Source organism: Rhizobium sp. P28RR-XV (assembly GCF_012641385.1).
In the GTDB taxonomy this organism is placed as follows: Bacteria; Pseudomonadota; Alphaproteobacteria; order Rhizobiales; family Rhizobiaceae; genus Rhizobium.
On record NZ_JABAIG010000001.1, the window covers coordinates 129,960 to 152,701 of the forward strand.

Sequence of the window (22,742 nt, forward strand, 5' to 3'; positions counted from 1 at the left end):
GCTCACATTATTCTTGTAAACTGGAATGCTTCATGTCCCTGCGCCTTGCGACATTCAATGTTGAAAATCTTCTAACCCGCTTCGATTACACCGGTTTTCGCAATCAGCTGCGCCAGGACCGGGTGCTGCAGCTTTTCGATGTCCGCAGCGAGGAGGTCTACCAGCAGCTCGAAGCCGCGCGCGTGATCGCCGCGACCGACGACACCAGGCAGATGACGGCGCTTGCGATCGCGGATGCCGATGCCGACATCATCTGCCTGCAGGAAGTCGACAACATGGCCGCGCTGCAGGCATTCGAATATGGCTACCTCTACCGCATGGTCGGCAATGGCTACCGCCAGAAGTTCCTGATCGAGGGCAATGACAGCCGCGGCATCGATGTCGCCGTCATGATGCGCGAGGAAACGCGCGACGGCCAGCCGATCGTGCTCAACGATATCAAAAGTCACGCCATGGTGACCTATGGCGATTTCGGCCTTTTCAACGACGAGCTGGCGGAACTCGAGCTTCATCCGGAAGACAAGATCTTCAAACGCGACTGCCTGGAGCTGCATCTCCATATCGGCGGCGTGCCGTTTTCGCTCTTTGTGGCGCACCTCAAATCGATGGGGCCGGCACGTGAAGGGGTGGATGGACGCCATGCGACCATGCCGATCCGCCGGGCCGAGACGATGGCGGTTCGCCGCATCATCGAGAACCGGTTCGGCGCCGGTCATACGGCGACGAAGAATTTCGCCATTTGCGGCGACATGAACGACTATCAGGAATGGGTCGATGTCATCGGCACGCGCCGCACGGGCTATCGTTTCGAGCCGCGAAGTGAAGACAAGCGCAGCGCGCTTGATGTCTTCACTCATGACGGCTTTGCCGAAAACGTCATGCAGCGGCGGGACGAGCTCGACCGCTGGACGCTCTACCACGCGCGCGGGCCGCAGGAACAACGGCTTTGTCAGCTCGACTATATCTGGTTGTCTCCGGCCCTGGCGCGGGCCAATGCAACGCGGCTCCCGGATGTCGTGCGCTCGGGCCAGCCTTTCCGCACCATATTTCCACCGGGGCAGGAGGTGGAGCGCTACCCGCGCGCCGGCTGGGACAGGCCGAAGGCATCCGATCATTGCCCCGTCGTCATGACATTGGATTTGATATGACCCTTTCAGAACAGAACGACATGGCCGGCTGGCCGCCGGAAGGCACCATATTTCCGATCTCCGGCATCGACCTCACCGTGTTTCCCGGCGAACATCCGTTTCACCTGCGCGAGCAGGAGGCGGCGCAGGAAAACTGGGCGAGGGAAATTGCCGCCAATCCATCTCTCTATGACGGCCGCATGGTCTTCCAGCATCGGCTGTCGATCAATGGCGGCGCGGTGAAGGGCGAGGCCTATATTGTACCGTTCTCGACGTTTCTCTGGTGGCGAAAGCAGAGGCAGCCGGGCGGCTTCCATCTTTTTGCCTTTGCCGTCACCGTATCGTCCGACGGAGCGATCATCGCGATCCGCATGGCGCCACACACCTCCAATCCCGGCCGAGTCTATTGCGCCGCCGGGTCGATGGATGAGAATGACGTTGTCGACGGGCGCGGCGATGTCGACGGCAATATGCGGCGCGAGGTGTTGGAGGAAACTGGTCTCGACCTGAACGATGCCACCGCCGATCCAGGCTATTACGCAATGCATATAAAGCGTTCGGTCACGCTTCTTCGCGTCTTCCGTTTTCCGTGGACGGCCGAGGACATGCTTCGGCGGATCGAGGCGCATATGCTCGTTTCCGAAGAGGACGAGGTCGATGGCGTGGTCGCTATTCGATCGGCCGACCCAACGGCGCACCCCTATAATATTGCGATGCTTCCCATTCTCGCCTGGTTCTTCGGCAGCGGCAAATAGCTTGGGCTTGCGCTGGGGTCGCTTGCCGGTATGAATAATCGAGTCTGGAAGTATGGATGGAGGCCGGATTGGCGCGCAGCTATAGTGTCTATGATGTGTTCACCGACAACAAGCTGGCGGGCAATCCGCTCGCAATCATCTTCGATGCCGAGGACCTGAACGACGAGGCGATGCAGGCGATTGCCGGGGAGATGAATCTTTCCGAGACGGTCTTCGTGCTGCCGCCGCAAAATCCGGCCCATACGGCAAGCCTGCGCATATTTACGCCCGGCCGCGAGCTGCCTTTTGCCGGGCACCCGACTGTCGGCACGGCGATCGCTTTGGCGGAGAAGGCCCATGCAAGCCATGGCGGAGATCTCGATCTCGTCTCCGTTCTCGACGAACGCGTCGGGCCGGTGCGCTGCGCCATCAAGCTGCGGCAGAACAAGGCGAGCTTTGCCGAGTTCGATCTGCCGAAGAAATCGCAGCAGATCCTATTGCCGCTCGACAAGGCCGACATCGCCAACGCGCTCAGCCTGAACATCACCGAGATTGGTTTCGAGAACCATGTTCCCTCCATCTGGAGCGCCGGGGTGCCGTTTCTTCTGGTGCCGGTGCACGATGTCGGTGTGGCCGAGCGGATGGAATTCGATTCGCAGCTTTGGGAAAAGACGGTCCCCTTCGTCGATGGCGCTCTGGCCTCGGCCTTCATCTATTGCCGTGGCGGGGTCAACCATACGGCGAAGTTTCATGCACGCGTCTTTCCGATCGGCATGGGCATTGTGGAGGACCCCGCAACGGGGTCGGCGGCCGCGGCGCTGTCCGGCGCCATCAATCAGTTCGATGCTCTGCCGGACGGCCATCATCCCTTCATCATCGAGCAGGGCATAGAGATGGGACGGCCGTCTCTGATTCACCTCCATGTCGATGTCGATGGCGGCCTGATCGCCAATGCCCGCATCGGCGGCCAAGCCGTGCGCATTGCGTCTGGAATCCTTGAGCTTTGATTTTACGGGGTTTTTCGCGGCTTCTGAAATTTTTTTGACAAATAATCAAAGAAAATTCGTCTGGCCGCTGGACAATCAAACCGATCCTATTTATATGCCCGGTCACGCCGCCAGCAAGCGGTACGGGTGATTAGCTCAGTTGGTAGAGCAGCTGACTCTTAATCAGCGGGTCGTAGGTTCGAGCCCTACATCACCCACCAAAAACCTCTTGAAAACGTTAGATATTCTGAAGCGTCTCAAGGGTTTTCGGCTGTCCGGTTTCCAGCAAATTGGAAACGGCTTCCAATTCGGGTTCCGTTCTTTTCTTGAATGCGGCGGGCTCGATCTCATTCCATGAGCTTCTTGGCGTCCGTCGCTAAGCCGCGCAACTGTCGGTTCAAACGCGAGGCAGGGCGAAGCTTCAAACGAAACGTGATGTCATTGTCATAATGATCGGCCGGTCTTTGTTTGATAGGAATTACCGGATCAGTTCGAAAGCTTGCCGAGCAGAAGGCCGGTGAAGACGCCCAGAAGCGCCGTCGCGATCAAGATGGAACTCGTGGCCGTCGGATTTTCCTTTGCGGCCCGCACGACGTTTCGGCTTTCTGATCGAGCCTGATCCGCGATGCGCGCCACCTTCACTTTCGATGAATAGAGAGCCTCGTCCGCGCGATCCGAAGCGGTGTCGATTCTCTTTGTCAGGACGGTAGAGAGCTTGTTGATCTGTTTGCGGAGCTCGTCGATCTGAGCGTTGATATCCTTGTCCAGCGAGACGTCGGCCATGGTGTTCTCCTTAGTGGCGCAAGCCTTTAGGAACGGCCGGCAGCTCGCTTTGGTTCCCCGCCGCTCGTTGTCCCGGAAACTTCAAGGGCTGCTCCGAGGCAAGCTTCCCGGCCGGCCGATCGGCGCAGGCCTTGCAAAAGGTTCAGCGGAGATGCAGCAGGAATATGGCTGGCGCGGTGATGGACATCGTGAAGAGGATTAGCGAAAACCCGTATTTCAGCCTTCGCATTCGGCGCGTTTTGATGCCGTCCCAGTCATAGCCCATAAGTATATCCCCCTTGCTCGATGTCTTATCGACGCAAGGAAATATCCTAGGAATTGTTTGCGCGAAGCTTGTGGAATAATTCCCGGACTTCAACGAGCGAAGAGCATCGAATTATACAATTCATTGCTGCAATATTTACTGTCGGATTTGCGAGTACAATGACACAACTTGTTCCCGGATCGAAAGGACTTTGCATGCGGGCAGCAGCGTCAAGGATACCGGCTGAGGCGCGCGCCGTCTCGGCAATCGCCAGGCGTGTGTTCGCTGACGGCCTGCTGGCCGTTTATCTGCATGGATCGGCAGTCGCGGGCGGACTGCGGCCGCAAAGCGATGTGGATATTCTGGCGGTCATCGATCAGCCGATGTCCGATGCCATGCGCAAAAACCTTCTTTCTTCCCTTTTGGACGTTTCGGGCCGCTATCCGGTCAGTCCGGGCACTCCGCCCTGCATCGAGCTGATGGTGTTCCTGGGAGATCATCTTGCTGCGCCAGCGTTTCCGGCGCGGAGCGAATTCGTCTATGGCGAATGGCTGCGCGAGGGCTTCGAGGCGGGCACCGTTCCCAAACCTCATTCCGATCCGGAGAATACGCTTGTTCTGGCTCAAGCGCGGCAGCAAGCATGCCCATTGTTCGGCCCCGCCCCGGTCGATCTTCTGGCCGAAATTCCGATGGATCACATTCGGCGCGCGATGCTGGAGGCGCTGCCGGCGCTGCTTGTCAATCTGCCAGGGGATGAACGGAATGTCCTGCTGACACTGGCTCGCATGTGGAGAACGGCCGCAACCGGGGAGTTCGTCACCAAGGATATCGCAGCCGATTGGGCCGCATCGCGCCTGCCGAAGCAGCCGGCGCGAACGTTGCTGCATGCGCGCGAGGGCTATCTAGGCAATGTGAGGGATGATTGGACAATTCGTCAGGATGAGGCCGGCCAGGCGGCGGCTTGTCTGCATCAACACGTGCTGTCGCTGTTATAGCCAATCGCCATGCGTGTCGATTTTGCGCGGCTGTAGCGGGTTTCGAGCATGGTGGCTCAAGCGCATCTAACCATGCCGGGCGTGGTTGCCCGGCCGCAACGGCTATCGCCTTCAACAGCCTATATTCAATGCTTTTTATGCCCGCCTTCCATAACACTGAACACAAAGATGACGGCCAGAATCAGCACCAGCGTATAGTCGAATGCAGTGAGCAGACGAAGCAGTTCCATGATGTTTCTCCTCCCACAGAGAACACGAACCAGAACAACCGCTAGTATGTTCTTTCGAACGACGCCTGCCAAGTTTTTTACATCCTGCGGTGCAAAAACAATATTGTGCGAGGCACAAATAACCGCTTGTTTGCAAAGGCATATCAGCATTGTGTTGGCTGCCTTTGGCTGCGGGTGGAGTGGGCCGCCGCCGCAATCGTATTGTCAACAAATTTTATAGAGTATACGATTATCTCCAATGAAATTGCGATTGCTCGACGCGCGAAGAACTCGCGTGCTGGTCGATCTTGAGGGAGTTGGCTATTGACCATTGGCTCTGACCACCAGGCACGTGATCTGCCTGTTATCGTCATTGTCGGCGGCGGCGTTTCCGGAACGGCGGTTGCCTTCCATCTGCTGCAGCGACAGTCGTTGCCAGCCGGCCAGCTCTTCATATTCGAGCCACGGGAACGTCTGGGAGCAGGGCTTGCCTACGATACGCAAGATCCCGCCCACCGCATCAATGTGCCGGCGGCGAAGATGAGCCTGCTGCCGGATGACCTCGAGCATTTTCAACGCTGGCTGCAGCAGAGGAATGCGCTTGCCGACGATGAGGCGGCGGTTGCCGCCAATGGCAACCTCTTCCCACGACGCTCTGTCTTCGGCAACTATATCAACAGCATGATCCATCCCTTCGTCGAGGATGGGCGTGTTGTCCATGTCAGGCAAGGCGTGGAGCGCATCGAGAGGGCAGGTGGCCGCTGGGCGGTCACCGGTGCGGCTGGACAGCGCGTGGATGCGGATATTCTCGTCATCGCCACCAGCCATCCATCGCCCTCGCCGCCGCAGGTGCTGCGGGAGGCGCTTACGGGGCACCCGCGCTTCGTTCCTGATCCGACACGACCGAATGCGCTAGCGGCTATCGGCGCCGAGGATCGCGTCCTGGTCGTCGGCAACGGCTTGACCTCGGCCGATGTCATCGCATCGCTCGAACTCAGGGGGCATGCGGGACCGGTCACCGCCATATCGCGACGCGGTCTGCGCTCGCGCGGTCATGCGGCGGTGAAGCAGGAACCATTCGGGGATTTCGCCAGCGAGCCGTCGAAGACGGCGCTTGATCTCCTGCGCGGCCTGCGGGCTGCTATCCGCAACGCGGAGGGCGAAGGGCGCAGCTGGCATGCCGTCATCGACCAGGTGAGGGCGCAGGGCCGGCATGTCTGGCAGGCGCTGCCGACCGAGGAGCGGCGCCGTCTCGTCAGGCATTTGAGGCCGTTCTGGGATGTGCATCGTTTTCGCGTCGCGCCGCAGGTGCAGGCGGTCAGCGATCGGGCGATCGAAAGCGGCAGGCTCGAGGTTCTGGCAGCTTCGGTCGCGGCAGTTGACGTTACCAATGGCGTCATTGACTGCACATTGCAGCTCAGCCGGTCCGGGCGGCGTGTCGACAGGCAATTCGATGCGGTCGTCGTCACCACAGGCCCCGGACATCGCGGCATTCTGCAATCGCAAGGCTGGATCGAAGAGCTGTCGAAAGCCGGATATCTCGCAATGGATTCCGCGCGGTTGGGATTTGCCTGCGATACGCAATCGCGGGCACTTGCCGCCGACGGAACGGTGGTGCCGTCCCTGTTTATTTCCGGACCGCTCGCACGCGGCACCTTCGGCGAACTCATGGGCCTGCCCGAAGTGGTCGAGCATGCCGTTCTTGTCGCCGAACAGGTCGCCGGCGCGATCAGCGGCCGTAGGCATGGGAAAAGGAAGGCATATTGGGATAGTAGCGCCGCCTAAATCCAAGAAAAGCCGCAAATTCGTTGCTTAGGCGATACAATTGCCTAAATTTACTCATATAAACTATACAATTTGTGAGTTACTATCTTGTTCGTCAAAGGGCGCGGGGTTACTTCCGTGATCCATGATGACAGGATGAGCCGGGTGAGTCTCTCTTGGGTGGCCAAGCCGGGTTTCAACAATCGACTTTGCAGTAAAGCGGACGGCGATGCTTACGAAAAAAGGAAAATACGGACTGAAGGCGTTGGTGGATCTCGCACGCCTCGGTCCAGGCGAAACCGCATTCATCAACGATATCGCGTTGCGCAACAATATTCCGAAGAAGTTTCTCGATACCATCCTGCTCGAATTGCGAAACGCCGGCGTATTGCGCTCGAAGAAGGGGCCGGGTGGCGGCTATTCGCTGTCGCGCCCGGCGTCGGAAATCCGCATCGGCCATGTCATTCGCACTCTGGACGGGCCGCTGGCGCCGATCCGCTGTGCCAGCCGCACGGCCTACGAAGCTTGCGACGACTGTTCCGATCCGGAGCGCTGTCAGGTACGGCGCTCCATGACGGAGGTGCGTGACGCCATTGCCGAGATTCTCGACAACATGTCGCTGGAGCAGTTCGTTGCCGGCGGCGCGGATGTTGATATCCCGGAGCGGGAAGACCACCGCGCCTCGCAGATCGGCTGACCTTCCCGGCATTCCCTGCGGTTTTCAGACCAGCGAGTTTCTTGCCGGCTTTATGCCGTTGAGATGATAGTTGCCGACGATGTTGTGGGTTCGGCGCGCGGGATCATACAGCGTGTGAATGCGGGCGTTGCGCCAGTGGCGGTCGAGATTGAGCCCGATACGCGCCGACGTCGTGCCGGCAAGATCGAACAACGTATTGGATGCTTCCATCGCGATGTCGGCGGTAATCGCCTGGGCCGCCGCAACTGAGAGCGCAGCATCGATGACGTGATCCTCGGTGAGATTGATCTGGGCGGCGTCGATCTTGCTGCCGGCGCGCTCCACGATCGCCGTTGCTGCCTCGATCCGAATGGCAATCTCGCCGATCCTCGTCACCAGCAATGGATCGTCCACGGCCCGCTTGGAGTCGTTATCCGCCGATAGTTGAGGATTGGTCCGCACGAACTCCATGGTCGCCGCCAGAGCCGATCGGGCGATGCCGAGATTGATGCCGGCATGGGTGAGCTGGCTCACGCAATCGATCACCGTGGGCTCCGTCAGCTTCTCCTGCTGCAGGAGCAGGGCGTCGGCGTTGAGATAAACGTCATGCAGTATGGTCGTGCCGTTTCCGGAGGTTCGTTGACCAAAGCCGTCCCAGTCGTCGATGATCTGAATGCCCTCGGTATTTCTCGGCACGATTGCCGCCATCAGCCCCTTGCGTTTGTCCGGGACGAACAGGGCGATCCAGTCCGAAAACAGAATGCTGGCGGAAGGCAGGCTTCGGCCGTTGAGGCGAAAGCCGAGCCCATCCGGTGCCAGATGCAGGACATCCTGATCCGTCCCGCCGGTCTCTGGTTGGGAGAAGACGCTGCCGAAGCGATCGCCTGTGATCGCCCGGTCGAAGAGGGATGCCCGTTGTTCCTCGCCGCCGGCGATTCTGACTGCCTCCAGCACATGAAAATGTGTCTGCAGTATCTGCGCAATGGAAGGATCGGCCTCCGCCAGGATGGCAATGACCTCAGCGAGAACGCAGTTTGAAATATCGATGCCGCCATGCTCCGAGGGCACTGAAATGCCGAGCAGGCCCGATTGGGATAGGGCTTCGATCTCGTCATAGGGTAGGATGCGGTTGATATCGCGGTCGCTTGCCTGCTGTGCGAAATCAGCCGCGAGTGACCGCGCGATGTCGAGCGCTTCTTCTTCGCTTTGAATGCGATGCGCGGGCGGCCTGACGCGTTCGCGCAACTGCGAAACAGTCCCCATTCACCACTCCTCGGCCAGCGCCAGGTCAGTCTTTCAGGCGTTGTTCGCGCCACGTCCTTGGACATAATAGGCGTCAAATGCAGAAATTGTAAGCGAGCGGGCCGATATATGGTTGCTGCAATAGCGAGCTTTGCGGCTTCTCGTCTTCTGCTCGTCAACGTAGAAAGCGGTGCCGCACAGTGGCATCGGGGCTATGAGACACTCTTCTTTTCCGCCGGAAGAAATCATCGTTATCCACGAGGAGGCATTACGATCACGAGGCGTCTTTTGCGTTGCAGCATCGACAGTCCGATCCCGGTCCCACAAGAAAGCACTTGCTAGCGACGCATTTTCGCGCTTTCATATACGACTAAATAAGTAGACAATGACAATAATCCTGCTGCCTGACGGCTTCCGAGAAGCAATACATGGCAGCCGATTGCGGGGATCTGGTGTAGATCAGAGTTGGACCCGCCTGTCGCATCTTTCTTGCAGCGGATAGGGAAATCCAGATTGAAAGAATGCGCCTAGTTTTGAGAACCGAAGCGGCCTCCGTGCGTTTTGTCAGCCACTGTTCTTCGGCTGTCGAGCACCAGATATCGGAGTTTGAGTTTCTGGGCCCGTAAAGTGAGCAAGCCTCAAGAAAGGCATGATCGAGCACCTCTCGCCCCAGGAGTTGATATGACGGTTCAGGGATTTTTTTCCGCCAGGACGAACGCGGCGGCACAGTCTTATGTGATGCCGCGCATTGCCGTTATCGGGCGCGGCTTTTCCGGTATGATGATGGCGATCGCCCTGATGAAGACAGTGCGCTTTCCGTTTCATCTACAGCTTTTCGACCCCAATTCCAGCGTTAGCGGCGGTCAGGCGCTGGCCTCGGGCCATAGCAGCGAAATCCTCAATAGCCGCGTTCGCGATCTTTCGGTCTCCGCCGGCGATCCCGATGATTTCAATCAATGGCTTTGTGGCAATGCGCCGTTCCGCAGTGCCGTTCCCGCCGCCATACCCGGCTTTTTGCAGATCTTCGTGCCGAAGAGCATTTTCAGCGACTACGTCTATCAGCGCTTTTCCGAGGCTTTCTCGTCGCGTCGCGATGTTGCGGTGCAGGTCAGCAGCGAGACGGTCTTCGGGCTTCGCCGCGTTCGCGGCGGCCGCTTCGTGGTGGAAAGCGACGGTGCCGTTAACGCGCCGTTCGACATGGTGGTGGTGGCGACCGGCTACGGCATCACCGATCAGGAATCGCAGGCCAGCGATCTCGTGAATGTCCCGACGACGGTGCGGGCACGGCGCCTGGTGTCGCGCCCGCATACGCTGCTGCTCGGCAGCGGCCTGCGTGTCGTCGACCGGCTGCTGCAGATGCGCGACAATGGTTATACCGGGCAGATCACCATCGTTTCGAGGCGGGGCTTCCTGCCGCAAAGCCACACGCGTAACAATGCCGATCCGGTATTCCCCGCCGATAAAATGCCTCGCAATCTCAGCGAGATCGTTCGCTTTATCCGTCAAGCCTGCGAGGAGGCTGAGACGAGTGGCCAAAGCTGGCAGTCTGTCATGAACGGCTTGCGCAAGCATGCGCGGTCGCTCTGGCGATCCTTGCCCGCCGGCCAGAAGCAACAGTTCAACCGTCATCTGCGGGCACTCTACGACAGCCATCGCAACCGGCTGCCCGAAGCCCTGCATGTTCGCCTGAAGCAGGAACTGGCCGAGGGGAATACCGTGTTGCGGCGCGGCCATTTCATCCGGCGGACACCGACCGGGATGGTTTTGAGGCCCGCAGGCCGATCAGAACCCGAGCAGCTCTACGCCGATGATGTGATCGACTGTCGATGCCAGGCGCCCGATCTGAATGCGCCGTTGCTGCGCAGCCTGATCGACACCGGCCTTGCGGTGCCCGACGAACTCGGCCTCGGTCTGGCCGTCGAGGCGAGCGGTGCGCTCGAGGTCAATGGCCGCACGACGGAGGGGCTCTTTGCCATCGGCCCCTTGGGGCTCGGAAGTCTTCCCGATATCGATCTGGTGCCGGAGATCGTGACCCAGGCCTATGCAGCAGCCGAAAACGTGGCGGAGCGCTTTCATCCGCAGTGCAAGGCCGGCTGACGTTTCGCGGATCTATTTTAAGCAATTTGGCGCGCCCATCCGGCCTGCCGAAGGTGTGATCTTCATTCTGACATCGCGAAGCAGGCGGCCATGGACGACCCATTGCCAAGGCTTGGCTCCGGCCTATTTCCACGCAGACATGAGCGGTCCGACACGTCGTCTTCGGGACGAAGCGAGCGATATCCGGCTTCGGGCACGATTCAGAACCGGATAAAGGCGTGGAATGCCTTTGTGTCGCCTTTCTTTGTCTTACAAGGCGTTCGCGTAAAGACTATGAAATTCGCAATCACACTATAGGACGACTCGGTTCGCGATTTTCTTCGGCGATTTCGATCATCCGCTGCCTGCGAGTTATGTGCGACGAGGAGCTTTGCTTGCGCCCGCTGAAATTCCGTCTTTTTCTGCTGCCCCTTTTGCTGCTGGGATTGGGCACCGTTACCGCCACCCTTCCGTTGGCGGGTAGCTATGCCTTTGCGCAGGATCAGCAGCCGGCCCAGCAGTCGCAACAAACGGATCAGCAACAGCCCACGCAGCTTGCAAACGGGTTGCTGGATGCGGCCGTTGCCGATCTCAATAAGGCAAAGAAGACATACGACACCCTCCAGGACAGCGCAAAACAATCGGGAGCGGACGATGAGGCGCTGGTGGCGCTCTCGGGCCGTGTCGACGAGCTCAATCGCGCCGTCGCTGCAATCTCGACACGTCTGAAACCCCGCACCGCCGAGATCGATACGCGCCTGACCCAGCTCGGCGCTGCCCCCAAGGAGGGCCAGCCGCCGGAAGCGCCGATCGTCGCGCAGGAGCGTGACCGGCTCAATGCCGAGCGCGCGCAGATCAGCGCGGTGATCCTCGATGCCGACAATCTGACCGCGGAGACCAATCGGCTTTCCATGCAGTTCATGGAAATGCGCCGAAAGCTGTTCGCCGAGACATTGTTCAAGCGGACGGAGATTTCCGGTGCCACATTCGACGATGCGGGCGCGGCTCTCGTCGATGAGGGCATCAAGTTCAGCGGCGCCGTGACGAGCTGGATCGGATTCGTGCTGAAAGCCAAGCTCGCTTCGTTCCTGGCCGCCGTTTGCCTGTCGATCGGCGCGGCACTGCTATTCCTCGCCGGTGGCTATAGGCTGTTCCGCCGTTATTACGTGCAGGACGAGGCCATCGAGAATCCGCCCTATATCAGCCGGCTCTCCGTCGCCTTCTGGTCGACCTTGATCCGCACCCTGTCGTTGGCGGCATTTCTCGTCACGTCCTTCTTTTTCCTGTCGAATTTCAATGTCCTGCGACCGGATATCGCGCCGATACTGGCGGCGGTCTTCGGTTTCATCGGGCTTGTCTATTTCGTCGGCCGCCTGAGCAACGCCGTCTTCGCGCCGTTCCGGCCGCACTGGCGCCTCGTCAAGCTGTCGAACAAGGGCGCGCATTCGCTGACCTGGTGCCTGCAGGCAATGGCCGTGGTCAATGGTTTGGACTACGTCTTCGACCGCATCAGCGAGTCCATGGGTTCGCCCGTCGTCGTCACCGTTGCAAAGAGCTTCCTGGCGGCGCTGCTGATCGGCCTCATTCTGATTGCCGCCTCGTTCGGCTCGCCGATGCTGGCCAAGAACGGCGATCCGGATGCGCCAGGCCGTCATTGGCCGCATGGCATGGCAATCATTCTTCGCGCTCTCGGCATATTGGTGATCTTCATCTCGTTCATCGGTTATGTCGGCCTCGCCCGCTTCATGGCAACGCAGATGATCGTGACGAGTGCGGTCATCGCGACCATGTATCTCGGCTTTCAGCTCGGCAAGGCCGTATCGAAGCAGGGCGTCTTTGCCGAAACGATCATCGGCCGCTTTCTGGAAAACCGGCTGAAGCTTCGCGAAGTGGCGCTCGATCAGGCCGGCCTCGCTGCCGGGCTGGCGACCTATGCCGTCGCGCTGCTGACGGGCATTCCGTTGATCCTGCTGTCCTGGGGCTTCCACATCCAGGATCTGGAGGTCTTCGCCTACAGGCTGTTTACCGAGATCAAGATCGGCAACATGTCGATCTCGTTGCTCGGCATATTCGTTGGCATTCTGCTGTTTGCCGGCGGTTATATGATTACGCGCTGGTTCCAGCGCTGGCTCGACAGCAATGTCATGGCGCGCGGGCAGGTGGATCTGGGCGTCCGCAACTCCGTGAGGACCGGTATCGGCTATCTCGGCATAGCCTTGGCCGCCATCTTTGCCATTTCCGCTGCCGGCATCGATTTGTCCAGCCTCGCGCTCGTCGCCAGTGCCCTTTCGGTCGGTATCGGTTTCGGTCTGCAGAACATCGTGTCGAATTTCGTGTCCGGCCTGATCCTTCTGGTCGAACGGCCTTTCAAGGTCGGTGACTGGATCGTGTCGGGCACTTCGGAGGGTATCGTCAAGCGCATCTCGGTGCGGGCGACCGAGATCGAGACCTTCCGCAAACAGTCGATCATCGTACCGAATTCCGAGCTCATCAACGCTTCGCTCGGCAATTGGACGCATCGCAACCGGCTCGGCCGCTCGGAAATTCCGGTATCCGTCAGCTATGATGCCGATCCGCGCAAGGTCATGGATATTCTGCTGGAACTGGTGCGGGCGATCCCGAAGGTCCTCAGAAATCCCGAGCCGCACGTGGAGTTCCTGCGCTTCGGTCCGTCATCTCTGGATTTCGAGATGCGCTTCTACCTCTCGGATCTTTCCGACGGCATGGAGATCCGCAACAATCTGCGCATCGAAATCCTGAGGCGGTTCAAGGAGGAGGGGATTGCCATTCCCTATCCGCATCAGGAGCTGCATATCGTTCGCGACGGCAGGAGAGAGCGGCACGGCGATATTGCGGCCAGTATATTGACGGATTCGGCCGATGGGCCGGAGGCCGATCCGGCGGAAGGTGTTGCTCCGTCCGAGGAGAGTGCTTCCGAGGTAAAGGGTGCCGGCCGTCGCCGCGGCAGAACCGCAGCGGAGTGAGCCGGGCAGGGCCGGACTTGTAGCCGGCATCAGTGGCACACGATGCTCAACGCTTGCTGATCATCGACCGGTTCCAAGAGCCGGAACATTCGCCTGCGTCCGCCGCGGCGGATGCTACCTTTCTTCATCTCTGGGAAACCAATCGGTTTAATGAATCCGCAAAAGCTTTGTTCTAAAAAAGTACAGAGGGGATCATTTTCAGTAACAGGTTTTCATTATGCCATTTCTGGGTGTTTCGGGGATGCAGTATTCCGGTGCGTCTCTTGCCGGCTCGCGCATTCTCCTTGTCGAGGATTCCAATCTTTTCACCGCTATGATCCGGGCCAGGCTCAAGGAGCTTCTGGACATCGATGTCGAGATTTGCCGCAATTTCGAGGAATTGCAGCTTGCCTATGACAAGTCGTCGGAGCCGATCAAGCTGGCGATCTCGAATATGAACCTACCGGGAGCCGAGAAAGGCGAAGCCCTGGCTTATCTGGTCGATCTCAGCATTCCCACCATCGCCTTCACCGGCACCTTCCTGGAGGGTATGCGCGACGAGCTGATCGCCAGAGATGTCGTCGATTACATTCTCAAGGACAATGTGTTTGCGGTCGACATGCTGGCGGAATCGATCTGCCGCTTTCTCACCAACCACCGCCATCACGTGCTCATCGTCGATGACAGTGCGACGGCGCGCGCTCTGCTGTCCAGCCGCCTGAAGCGCTATAACTTCCGTGTCAGCGTTGCCGAAAGCGGCGCCAAGGCGCTCCAAATCCTGAAGGCCAGTCCGGATATCGGCCTTATGGTCACGGATTACAACATGCCCGACATGGACGGCTTCGAACTGACGCGGCGCATTCGCGCCACCACCGGTTCGCACGAGCTGCGCATCATCGGCGTTTCGTCGTCCAACAACCGGCTGCTCTCGGCACGGTTCCTCAAGGCCGGCGGCAACGACTTCATCCTGCGGCCATTCATCGACGAGGAATTCTACTGCCGCGTGAATCAGAATCTCGACACGCTTTTGCAAATCCAGACGGCGCGTAAAGTCGAGGAAACCGCCTAGGCATTGCGAAAGCAGGGAAGTCCATCAAAAGAATGTGAGGAGAAATCATTTTTGTATAAAACTCCGCAATCTATGGTTCCAATTTTTTCACGAATCCTGTTCAGGATAAGGTGAAGGACGGTTTGGCAGACCCTGCAATTGACTGAGATTCAGGCGCCTACGGCGCGGGAGGAATTGAAGGGAAATGGTACTGCATGTGGGATCCCTCGGCGATGGCGGCGGCCACCGCAACGGCCACCAGAAGATACTTCTGGTGGAGGATTCCCGCATGTTTTCAGCCGTGCTTTCGCATCGGTTCGAGACCGAACTCGGCCTGGCGGTTACGCATTGCCCATCGCTGAAAGTGTTGAACGACGCGCTGGCGGATGCGGACCGTGGCTTTACCATGGCTGTGATCGACCTCAATCTGCCCGACGCTGCCCATGGCGAGGCTTTGGATGTCGCCGTCGCCCACAATATTCCCACCATCGTTTTTACCGCGTCTTTTGACATGGCGACGCGCAACCGCATCATGGAGCGCAGTGTCGTCGATTACGTGCTCAAGGACGGCGAGTTCGCGCTCGACAATCTGGTCTCGTCCGTCCGGCGCGCCATTGCCAATCGATCGACGCGCGTATTGGTTGTGGACGATCTTCCGTCGGCTCGAAAGATGCTGACGGATTTGCTGCATGCCCAGCAGTTCAAGGTCACCGAAGCCGGCACCGGGATCGAAGCCCTGGCGGCGCTCGAGGAGTTCAACGATATCGAAGTGGTCGTCACCGACTACAACATGCCCGATATGAATGGCCATGAACTGACCCGTCGCATCCGCCATCGTTTTGGTTCGGACCGGATGCGGATCATCGGCATTTCGTCATCGAATGACCGATTGCTGTCCGCGACCTTCCTGAAGGCCGGCGCGAGCGATTTCATCTATCGCCCCTTCGTTCCAGAGGAATTACAGTGCCGTATCGCGTTGAACGTCGAGACATTGGCGCAGCTGAAGCAATTGCGCGCGGCGGCGGCGAGCGACTATCTGACGGGTCTTTATAACAGGCGTTATTTCTACGACCACGGTCCGCGTCTCGTAAACGATTGCCTGCGCCGCCAGCGTCCGAGTTCGGTCGCCATTCTCGATATCGATCATTTCAAGAATCTGAACGATACCTATGGTCACGAGATCGGCGATCAGGTCTTGAAGGCGGTTGCCGGCCGGCTCGGTTCGCTTTTTGAAGGCAGCGACAACCTGCTCTCCCGCCTCGGCGGTGAGGAGTTCGCCATTCTCTTTACCGAAATGAATTCACGCGCGGCGACCGAGGTGTGCGACGAGGTGCGCCTCAGCCTTGCGGATCTGAAGGTTCACGCCGATGACGAGGAATTGTCAGTGACGGTTTCCATTGGTGTTGCCGAGATCGCCGGATACGAATCCTTCGACAACTATCTCAACGCCGCCGACCAGTTTCTCTATATGGCGAAACACAATGGTCGCAATCAGGTCTATTCGGACTTCAAGATGACCCAGGAGGCGGCCCAGTAGGCCGCGCCCCATAGTCGTGATTGCTCGGGCCTTTTAGACGACGATCCCCGTGCGGTTCGTCGACATGGTCAGCTTGCGCTCGGCGCGCTCCTGCTGCGGCGAGCGGTTGTAGAGCTCGCGATAACACTTGGAAAAGTGCGAGGCTGAAACGAAGCCGCAGGCAACAGCGACTTCCACGACCGGCATGGAGGATTGCACGAGCAGGTGCCGGGCGCGGTCGAGGCGAATTTCAAGGTAATAGCGGGCCGGCGAGCGGCCCATTTCCTGGCGGAACAGGCGCTCGATCTGCCGGCGCGACAGGCCGGCATCGTCGGCGATTTCCAGGAGCGACAATGGCTCGGCGAGATTGCTTTCCATCAGCTCGATGATGGAGAGAACCTTGGCGTTCTGGACACCCAGGCGCGCGCGCAGCGGCAGGCGCTGACGGTCGTGCGGGCTGCGGACGCGGTCGGTCAGCTGCTGCTCGCAGACGCGGTTGACGAGGTTTTCTCCGAAGTCCTGGCCGATCAGGTTCAGCATCATGTCGAGCGAAGCCGTGCCGCCGGCGCAGGTATAGATGTTGCTGTCGACCTCGTAGAGATCGGCATAGACTTCCGCCTGCGGGAACGTTTCGGAAAAGCCGGGCAGGTTCTCCCAGTGGATCGCACAGCGCTTGCCGTTCAGCAATCCTGCCTGAGCAAGCACATGCGCGCCCGTACAGAGGCTGCCGACGGCGACGCCGCGATTATAGGTCTCGCGCAGCCAGGCGTTGACCGACTTGTTGTGAAATTCCTCGACATAGATGCCGGAACAGACCAGCACCATGTTCGGGCGGTTCTCGCCGCCGAGATAGCGGCGCTCGTCGGTAAGGGAGGAATTGACCTCCAATCCGATGCCGCTGGATGAATAGACTTTCTGGCCGTCCGCGGAGGCTAATCGCCACGTATAGGCGGGGTAGCCCAGCATGCGGTTGGCAATCCGCAGCGTCTCGATCGCGGCGGAAAACGGCAGCATGGTGAAATGTGGGACGAGGAAGAAAACCAGGGAACGCGTCTTAATCGGAGTCTTGCTCATATCGTGAAAATCCATGCTCCAGGACCATTGCGTATTCCTTGCGCCAAATACGTCGGCCCGATGGTCTATTAGCGACACTGGCATGGATAATCGCGGCCGCAAAGGGATATTTGCGCTTGTCAGGAAAAATGTCGCTCTACGGAGAGGATTGAAGGGGATGGCGGGCAATCCGCCGGAGCAAAGGAATGTATATGAAGGTAATTCGAGAAATTATTCGGGAATGCGCGTTCAGATGATTAAATGTTCAAAAGGCGACACTCGTTGGGGTTGAGCGCCGCCTTCAATGCTTTCGATCTTTTGCAATCATCGCATGACTTTCGGATTTTTCGTTTCGTTTGCGGCCGGCCAGCCGAGGTCCTTGCGCAGGTCGTCGGACAGGGACTCAAGCTCGCGAAGCGAACGCCATTGCTGCCAGCGACGGGCGATGCGAGAGATGAAGGGTACGTAACTGCCGCCTGATGGAAACGAATTCCGCATCCTGCCGGGTTGTCTATAGATGATCGTTGTCATTTCCGGGTTCCTTTCAGTGTCAACCGCTCAAAATGTCACGCCCATTGGGTGTAAATATGGATCTGGCAAACCAATCAATCAAGCGAATAGATCTTATGGTTGCCATCAGTATTTTTGAACGAACGCACCTTGCCGGGCTTGCGCTCGAGGATCGACAGCGTCCGATCTGGCGGCAGGCCGCGCGCGTTTACGTCGTCGATCAGATGAGCCGGAAAGCGGGTTACGATCTCATCAAGCGTATGTTGCGCCGTCCGCTGAATTTTCCGGACGCGTAAGAGCGTGAAGAGGCGAGAAGCTTCGCTCAATGCCGTGTCAGCCATGATTTTACTCCTTTGCGGCTGTCTGCGTGAATTTCCATTAGGTCTAATATGGGACTTCGTTGACATTCAGACAAATGAAATGATATGGTGTTTAAAATCAGAAAAATTGAAAGTTAACCGTTATGACCGTTCCGCTCCGCCGGCCCATACCGTTGCTTGACAATGAAGTTCTGCGCACCTTCGTCGCGATCGCCGAAACGGGGAATTTCTCCACGGCCGCCGATGCCGTCTTTCGTACACCGTCTGCCGTTTCGATGCAGATCAAGAAGCTGGAGGAGCAGCTCGGCGTGACGCTGTTCCTGCGCGACGCGCGCTCGGTGAGCCTGACGCAGCACGGTGAGATGCTGCTTTCCTATGCCCGCAACATTCTGGCGCTTTCCAACGAGGCGGTCTCGCGCTTCATCATGCCTGAGCTCAGCGGCGTGGTGCGGCTCGGCGCCCCCGACGATATTGGTGAGCGGCTCTTGCCGACCATCCTGAAGAGCTTTTCCGAGAGCTATCCGGGCATCATGGTGGATGTCGTCGTGGATATGAGCATCCAGCTCAAGAAGCGCATCGAGGAGCAGCGGCTGGATCTGGCCCTGATCAATTGCGCGACGCGGCCTTTCCCGACGGAGGGGGAGGTTATATATACCGAACGCCTCGTCTGGGCCGGCGCCAAGTGCGGCACCGCCTATCGTCGCGATCCGCTACCGATTTCCATATGGGAAGAGGGCTGCATCTGGCGGTCCGAAGCCATGGCGCAGCTGGAGAGACAGAAGCGCGCCTATCGCGTCTCCTATCTCAGCGCCCATACGATGGCGCAGCGCGCCGCTATCGTCTCCGATCTTGCGATCGCGCCGTTCCCACGCTCCTACATCACCGATGATATGGAAATTCTCGGACCGAACGAGGGGCTGCCGGAACTGACGTCCTTCGACATTCGTCTGCTGACGGCATCGCAGATGACGGGGCCGATGAAGGCGGTGGCCGACAGCATCCGCCAGGCCTTTGTCGAGATCGGGCGCAAGATGGCCGCGTGAACCGCGGCCAGCCGTTTCCTATTCGCGGCTGCGGCGACGCCTGCGACCGCCACCTTCTCCGCCATCATCGGAAATCTGCTTGCGTTCGGGCAGCGTGACGACCTTGGAGAGTTCCGGGAAGGCGTCCACCTTGTTCGGCAGGGCCATGGCGTAGACAAAATGCTCCTGAAACTTTGATTCAAGCGCCGTCTCTATCTTCTCGATTTTCCTGACGGTTTCCTCGATCTCACGGCGATGGCCGCGGTTGAGCAGAGCCATGCGCGCGCCGGTGCCGGCGGCATTGCCGACGGCCTTCACCTTGTCCAGCGCGCAGTCCGGGATGAGCCCGAGCACCATGGCGTATTTCGGATCGATGAAGGTGCCGAAGGCGCCGGCAAGGCCGATCCGGTCGACGTGATCGATGCCCTGCTTGTCCATCAGCAGCTTGACGCCGGCATAAAGCGCGGCCTTGGCAAGCTGGATGGCACGTATGTCGTTCTGCGTCACCGTGATGCGGGGTTCGCCATCGCGCAGCAGATAGGAGTAGGTGCGGCCGTTCTGCAGGATGCGCGGCGAGCGCGCCGCCATCGCGCCATCGACCACGCCATCCTCCGAGATGATGCCGGTCAGGAACATTTCGGCGACGACCTCGATGATGGCGGAGCCGCAGATACCGGTGACGCCGACCTTGGCGGCGGCGTCTGCGAAGCCCGGCTCGTCCGACCATGGCTCGATGCCGATCACGCGATAGCGCGGTTCGAGCGTGACGGGATCGATGCGCACGCGTTCGATCGCACCGGGTGCCGCGCGCTGGCCGCTTGAAATCTCAGCACCTTCGAAAGCGGGGCCGGTCGGCGAGGAGGCGGCGACAACGCGATGGCGATTGCCGAGCACGATCTCCGCATTGGTGCCGATGTCGACCAGCAGCATCATCTCGTCCTGGCGATGCGGACCCTCGGCAAGCGTTGCGGCAGCCGCGTCGGCGCCAACATGGCCGGCAATGCAGGGCAGCATGTAGATCCGCGTACCGGCGTTCATCGGCAGTCCGATTTCCGCCGACTTCAGATGCACCGCCCCCGATACGGCAAGCGCAAAGGGAGCGCCGCCAAGCTCGGTCGGATCGATGCCGAGGAAAAGATGATGCATGATCGGATTGCCGACGAAGACGGCGTTCAGAATATCCTGGCGCGAGACGCCGCCATCGGCGCAAACCTTGTCGATCAAGCCGTTCAATGCTTCGCGCACAGCGTTGGTCATCGCCTCGCGGCCGTCCGGGTTCATCATCACGTAGGAGACACGGCTCATCAGATCCTCGCCGAAGCGGATCTGCGGATTTGAGGCGCCTGCCGATGCCACGGTTCTGCCCGACAGCAGCGACGACAGATGCATGGCGATCGTCGTCGAACCGATATCGCAGGCGATGCCATAGGCCTCGTTCTTCAAGCCGGGATAGAGTGCGATCAAGCGGGGACGCTCGGTGTCCTGATCACGGTGAATGGCAGCCGTCACCTTCCATTCGCCCTTGCGCAGGATTGCCTGCACCTGCGGAATGAGGTGGAAATCCACTTCGAGATTGTCGTATTTCCAGTCCGCTGCGATGGCCGCCTTCAGGCGATCCAGATCGCCAAGCGGCTTGTGCATGTCGGGCTCCTCGACCTCCACGTAACACATGTGCACGGCCGCATCGCGGGCAATAATGCGCTCGTCGGCGGCTTTCCGCACCACCTGCGCATTGATGACGGTATCCTGCGGTACGTCGATGACGAGATCGCCCTGGATCAGCGCGGAGCAGGAGAGGCGGCGGCCTTCGGGCAAATCGCGCACCTCGGCATAGCGCCGCTCCTTTGGCCCGATCGGTGAAAGGTGGTCGTTGGCAGAGACGATCTTGTGCTTGGCGAAATTGCCTTCCTGCACCGAAACCTGGCAGCGCCCGCAAGTGGCGCGACCGCCACAGACGCTCTCGACATAGACGCCGAGCTGGCGCGCCGCCTCCAGTACCGGGGTTCCCGTGGGGAAGCGACCGCGCTTGCCGGACGGCATGAAAAGGACGAGAGGGTTCGCGCTGTCACCGGCTTCGGCCACGGATCAGCCTTTCTATTTTGTAAGGCGGCGCGCGTTCGAGCGAACGCGCCTGCTATAGGGTTCTATCGCGGCGTGCGCGATCGCGTCGGCGACGTGGCGCTGCGATTGGCTTGTGGGGCTTGCCGTCAGTACCGCGATGCCTTGCTGCATCATCGCGGCGTTGACGGCAACGGCGCTTTCGGCCGCTGCCATCATCTTCTCGGAGATCATCCGATTCATCTCGGCCGCGTTCACATTGCCAGCCAAAGCATCCATCCACATTTGCTGCAGCCGTATCGCAATCACGACGGGCGACTGCAGCCACAGGGTGGCAAGATCGTTTGAAAAGCCGCGACCGGATGCCATGCTATTCCCTCGCAGCGCCGGCGCCAGCGCGTGCGGCGCGGCCGCCACGTCGTCCGCCGCCGGCAGCGGGAGCGGCTGTGGAGACAGGGGCAGCGCCAGCTTCCGCCGGCTTGTAATCACGGTAGGTCATGATCCAGTTGGTGCAATTGGCGTCGGTGCCATTCAGCACGTTGGCGGCGCGCACAGCCTCCATTTCCTGCGGGCGGCAGGGGTTCATGATGGCCGAGGTCATGCCGGCACCGATGACCATGGGAATGAAACCGGCATTGATGCCATGGCGATGCGGCAGGCCGAACGAGATATTGGAAAGGCCGCAGGTGGTGTTGACCTTCAGCTCGTTGCGCAGGCGATGCAGCAACGCGAAGACCTGACGGCCGGCATCGCCCAGAGCGCCGATCGGCATAACGAGCGGGTCGACGACGATGTCGTGCGGCTTGATGCCGTAATCCATGGCGCGCTCGACAATCTTCTTGGCGACGGAGAAGCGGACATCCGGGTCCATGGAAATGCCGGTCTCGTCGTTGGAAATCGCGACGACCGGCACATCGTATTTCTTGATGAGCGGCAGAATGGCCTCGAGCTTCTCTTCTTCGCCCGTCACGGAATTGACCAGCGGCCGGCCCTTGGCGACCTTGAGCGCCGCTTCGATGGCTGCCGTGACCGAGCTGTCGATGGAAAGCGGCACATCGACGAGGCCCTGCACGATCTCCAGCGTCTGCACCAGCAGGCCCGGTTCGGTTTCATTGGGGTTGACCGAAGTGACGCCAGCATTGACGTCCAGCATGGTCGCACCGGCCGCCACCTGCTCCAGCGCATCCTTGATGACAGTGTCGAAATTGCCTTCGATCATCTCGGCGGCGAGCTTCTTGCGCCCCGTCGGATTGATGCGCTCGCCGATCACGCAGAAGGGCTGGTCGAAGCCTATGATGATCTCGCGGGTGGCGGAGGCAACGATGGTACGCGTCATGTCTGATCCTCTGGTCGATTGGCCCGATAGCTGGTCTACCGTGCGGTGATCTGGGTTACAAGCCGGCCGGTTTCTCTCCT

General features: G+C 59.5%; 19 protein-coding genes and 1 tRNA gene. 12 read left to right on the forward strand and 8 right to left on the reverse strand.

Features of this window, described 5'->3' with window-relative positions; translation table 11 throughout:
* Positions 1–32: 32 nt before the first annotated feature.
* The 4 genes from HGP12_RS00645 (at position 33) to HGP12_RS00660 (ending at position 3,068) form a co-directional block, all read left to right on the forward strand.
* Entirely contained in the window at positions 33–1,148 is a 1,116-nt protein-coding gene (locus HGP12_RS00645) for an endonuclease/exonuclease/phosphatase family protein (protein ID WP_168878665.1), read from the forward strand.
* A complete protein-coding gene (locus tag HGP12_RS00650; protein WP_168838639.1) occupies positions 1,145–1,882 on the forward strand; it encodes an NUDIX hydrolase in 738 nt (245 codons plus the stop codon). The genes HGP12_RS00645 and HGP12_RS00650 overlap by 4 nt, the downstream gene beginning before the upstream one ends.
* A gap of 68 nt (positions 1,883–1,950) precedes the next feature.
* A complete protein-coding gene (locus HGP12_RS00655) occupies positions 1,951–2,868 on the forward strand; it encodes a PhzF family phenazine biosynthesis protein (RefSeq protein WP_168838640.1) in 918 nt (305 codons plus the stop codon).
* A gap of 124 nt (positions 2,869–2,992) precedes the next feature.
* Positions 2,993–3,068 (forward strand) — tRNA-Lys (locus HGP12_RS00660).
* A 265-nt stretch (positions 3,069–3,333) separates the two neighbouring features.
* Here the strand turns inward: HGP12_RS00660 and HGP12_RS00665 are convergent.
* Positions 3,334–3,630, reverse strand: coding sequence for a hypothetical protein (locus HGP12_RS00665; RefSeq protein ID WP_168838641.1), 297 nt, complete (start codon positions 3,628–3,630; stop codon positions 3,334–3,336).
* Between the two features lie 459 nt (positions 3,631–4,089).
* Here HGP12_RS00665 and HGP12_RS00670 point away from each other — a divergent pair, with 459 nt between their 5' ends.
* The 3 genes from HGP12_RS00670 (at position 4,090) to HGP12_RS00680 (ending at position 7,539) form a co-directional block, all read left to right on the forward strand.
* The gene (locus tag HGP12_RS00670) at positions 4,090–4,869 is read left to right on the forward strand and encodes an aminoglycoside adenylyltransferase family protein (protein ID WP_168838642.1); all 780 of its coding nucleotides are present in this window, start codon (positions 4,090–4,092) and stop codon (positions 4,867–4,869) included.
* 533 nt (positions 4,870–5,402) lie between these two features.
* Positions 5,403–6,863 (forward strand): FAD/NAD(P)-binding protein, encoded by a 1,461-nt coding sequence (locus HGP12_RS00675; protein WP_168838643.1) that lies wholly within the window; start codon positions 5,403–5,405, stop codon positions 6,861–6,863.
* Between the two features lie 208 nt (positions 6,864–7,071).
* Entirely contained in the window at positions 7,072–7,539 is a 468-nt protein-coding gene (locus HGP12_RS00680) for an RrF2 family transcriptional regulator (RefSeq protein WP_168838644.1), read from the forward strand.
* A gap of 24 nt (positions 7,540–7,563) precedes the next feature.
* On the opposite strand, the gene HGP12_RS00685 is transcribed toward HGP12_RS00680, so the two are convergent.
* Positions 7,564–8,781: an SfnB family sulfur acquisition oxidoreductase gene (locus HGP12_RS00685; protein WP_168838645.1), complete on the reverse strand. Its 1,218-nt coding sequence runs from the start codon at positions 8,779–8,781 to the stop codon at positions 7,564–7,566.
* Positions 8,782–9,441: 660 nt separating this feature from the next.
* Here HGP12_RS00685 and HGP12_RS00690 point away from each other — a divergent pair.
* From HGP12_RS00690 to HGP12_RS00705, 4 genes are all read left to right on the forward strand, one after another.
* A complete protein-coding gene (locus HGP12_RS00690) occupies positions 9,442–10,857 on the forward strand; it encodes an FAD/NAD(P)-binding protein (RefSeq protein WP_168838646.1) in 1,416 nt (471 codons plus the stop codon).
* 374 nt (positions 10,858–11,231) lie between these two features.
* Positions 11,232–13,820, forward strand: a complete 2,589-nt coding sequence (locus tag HGP12_RS00695) for a mechanosensitive ion channel family protein (RefSeq protein ID WP_168838647.1) — start codon at positions 11,232–11,234, stop codon at positions 13,818–13,820.
* Positions 13,821–14,037: 217 nt separating this feature from the next.
* Positions 14,038–14,868, forward strand: a complete 831-nt coding sequence (locus HGP12_RS00700; RefSeq protein ID WP_168838648.1) for a response regulator — start codon at positions 14,038–14,040, stop codon at positions 14,866–14,868.
* Positions 14,869–15,052: 184 nt separating this feature from the next.
* Positions 15,053–16,384, forward strand: a complete 1,332-nt coding sequence (locus HGP12_RS00705; RefSeq protein ID WP_168838649.1) for a diguanylate cyclase — start codon at positions 15,053–15,055, stop codon at positions 16,382–16,384.
* A gap of 33 nt (positions 16,385–16,417) precedes the next feature.
* On the opposite strand, the gene HGP12_RS00710 is transcribed toward HGP12_RS00705, so the two are convergent.
* The 3 genes from HGP12_RS00710 to HGP12_RS00720 form a co-directional block, all read right to left on the reverse strand.
* A complete protein-coding gene (locus HGP12_RS00710) occupies positions 16,418–17,437 on the reverse strand; it encodes a GlxA family transcriptional regulator (RefSeq protein WP_409526807.1) in 1,020 nt (339 codons plus the stop codon).
* Positions 17,438–17,740: 303 nt separating this feature from the next.
* Positions 17,741–17,947: a DUF1127 domain-containing protein gene (locus HGP12_RS00715; RefSeq protein WP_168838651.1), complete on the reverse strand. Its 207-nt coding sequence runs from the start codon at positions 17,945–17,947 to the stop codon at positions 17,741–17,743.
* A 74-nt stretch (positions 17,948–18,021) separates the two neighbouring features.
* Entirely contained in the window at positions 18,022–18,267 is a 246-nt protein-coding gene (locus HGP12_RS00720; RefSeq protein ID WP_168838652.1) for a hypothetical protein, read from the reverse strand.
* Between the two features lie 122 nt (positions 18,268–18,389).
* On the opposite strand from HGP12_RS00720, the gene HGP12_RS00725 reads away from it, so the two are divergent.
* Complete coding sequence (locus HGP12_RS00725; protein WP_168838653.1) at positions 18,390–19,289, forward strand: LysR family transcriptional regulator; 900 nt, start codon at positions 18,390–18,392, stop codon at positions 19,287–19,289.
* An 18-nt stretch (positions 19,290–19,307) separates the two neighbouring features.
* On the opposite strand, the gene HGP12_RS00730 is transcribed toward HGP12_RS00725, so the two are convergent.
* From HGP12_RS00730 to HGP12_RS00740, 3 genes are read right to left on the reverse strand one after another with little or no spacing between them, the layout of a single operon-like run.
* Complete coding sequence (locus HGP12_RS00730) at positions 19,308–21,308, reverse strand: ASKHA domain-containing protein (RefSeq protein ID WP_168839152.1); 2,001 nt, start codon at positions 21,306–21,308, stop codon at positions 19,308–19,310.
* A gap of 54 nt (positions 21,309–21,362) precedes the next feature.
* Positions 21,363–21,743 (reverse strand): hypothetical protein, encoded by a 381-nt coding sequence (locus HGP12_RS00735; RefSeq protein WP_312862839.1) that lies wholly within the window; start codon positions 21,741–21,743, stop codon positions 21,363–21,365.
* Positions 21,697–22,662, reverse strand: a complete 966-nt coding sequence (locus HGP12_RS00740; RefSeq protein ID WP_168838654.1) for a methyltetrahydrofolate cobalamin methyltransferase — start codon at positions 22,660–22,662, stop codon at positions 21,697–21,699. Before HGP12_RS00740 ends, HGP12_RS00735 begins: the two co-directional genes overlap by 47 nt.
* Between the last annotated feature and the right edge of the window lie 80 nt (positions 22,663–22,742).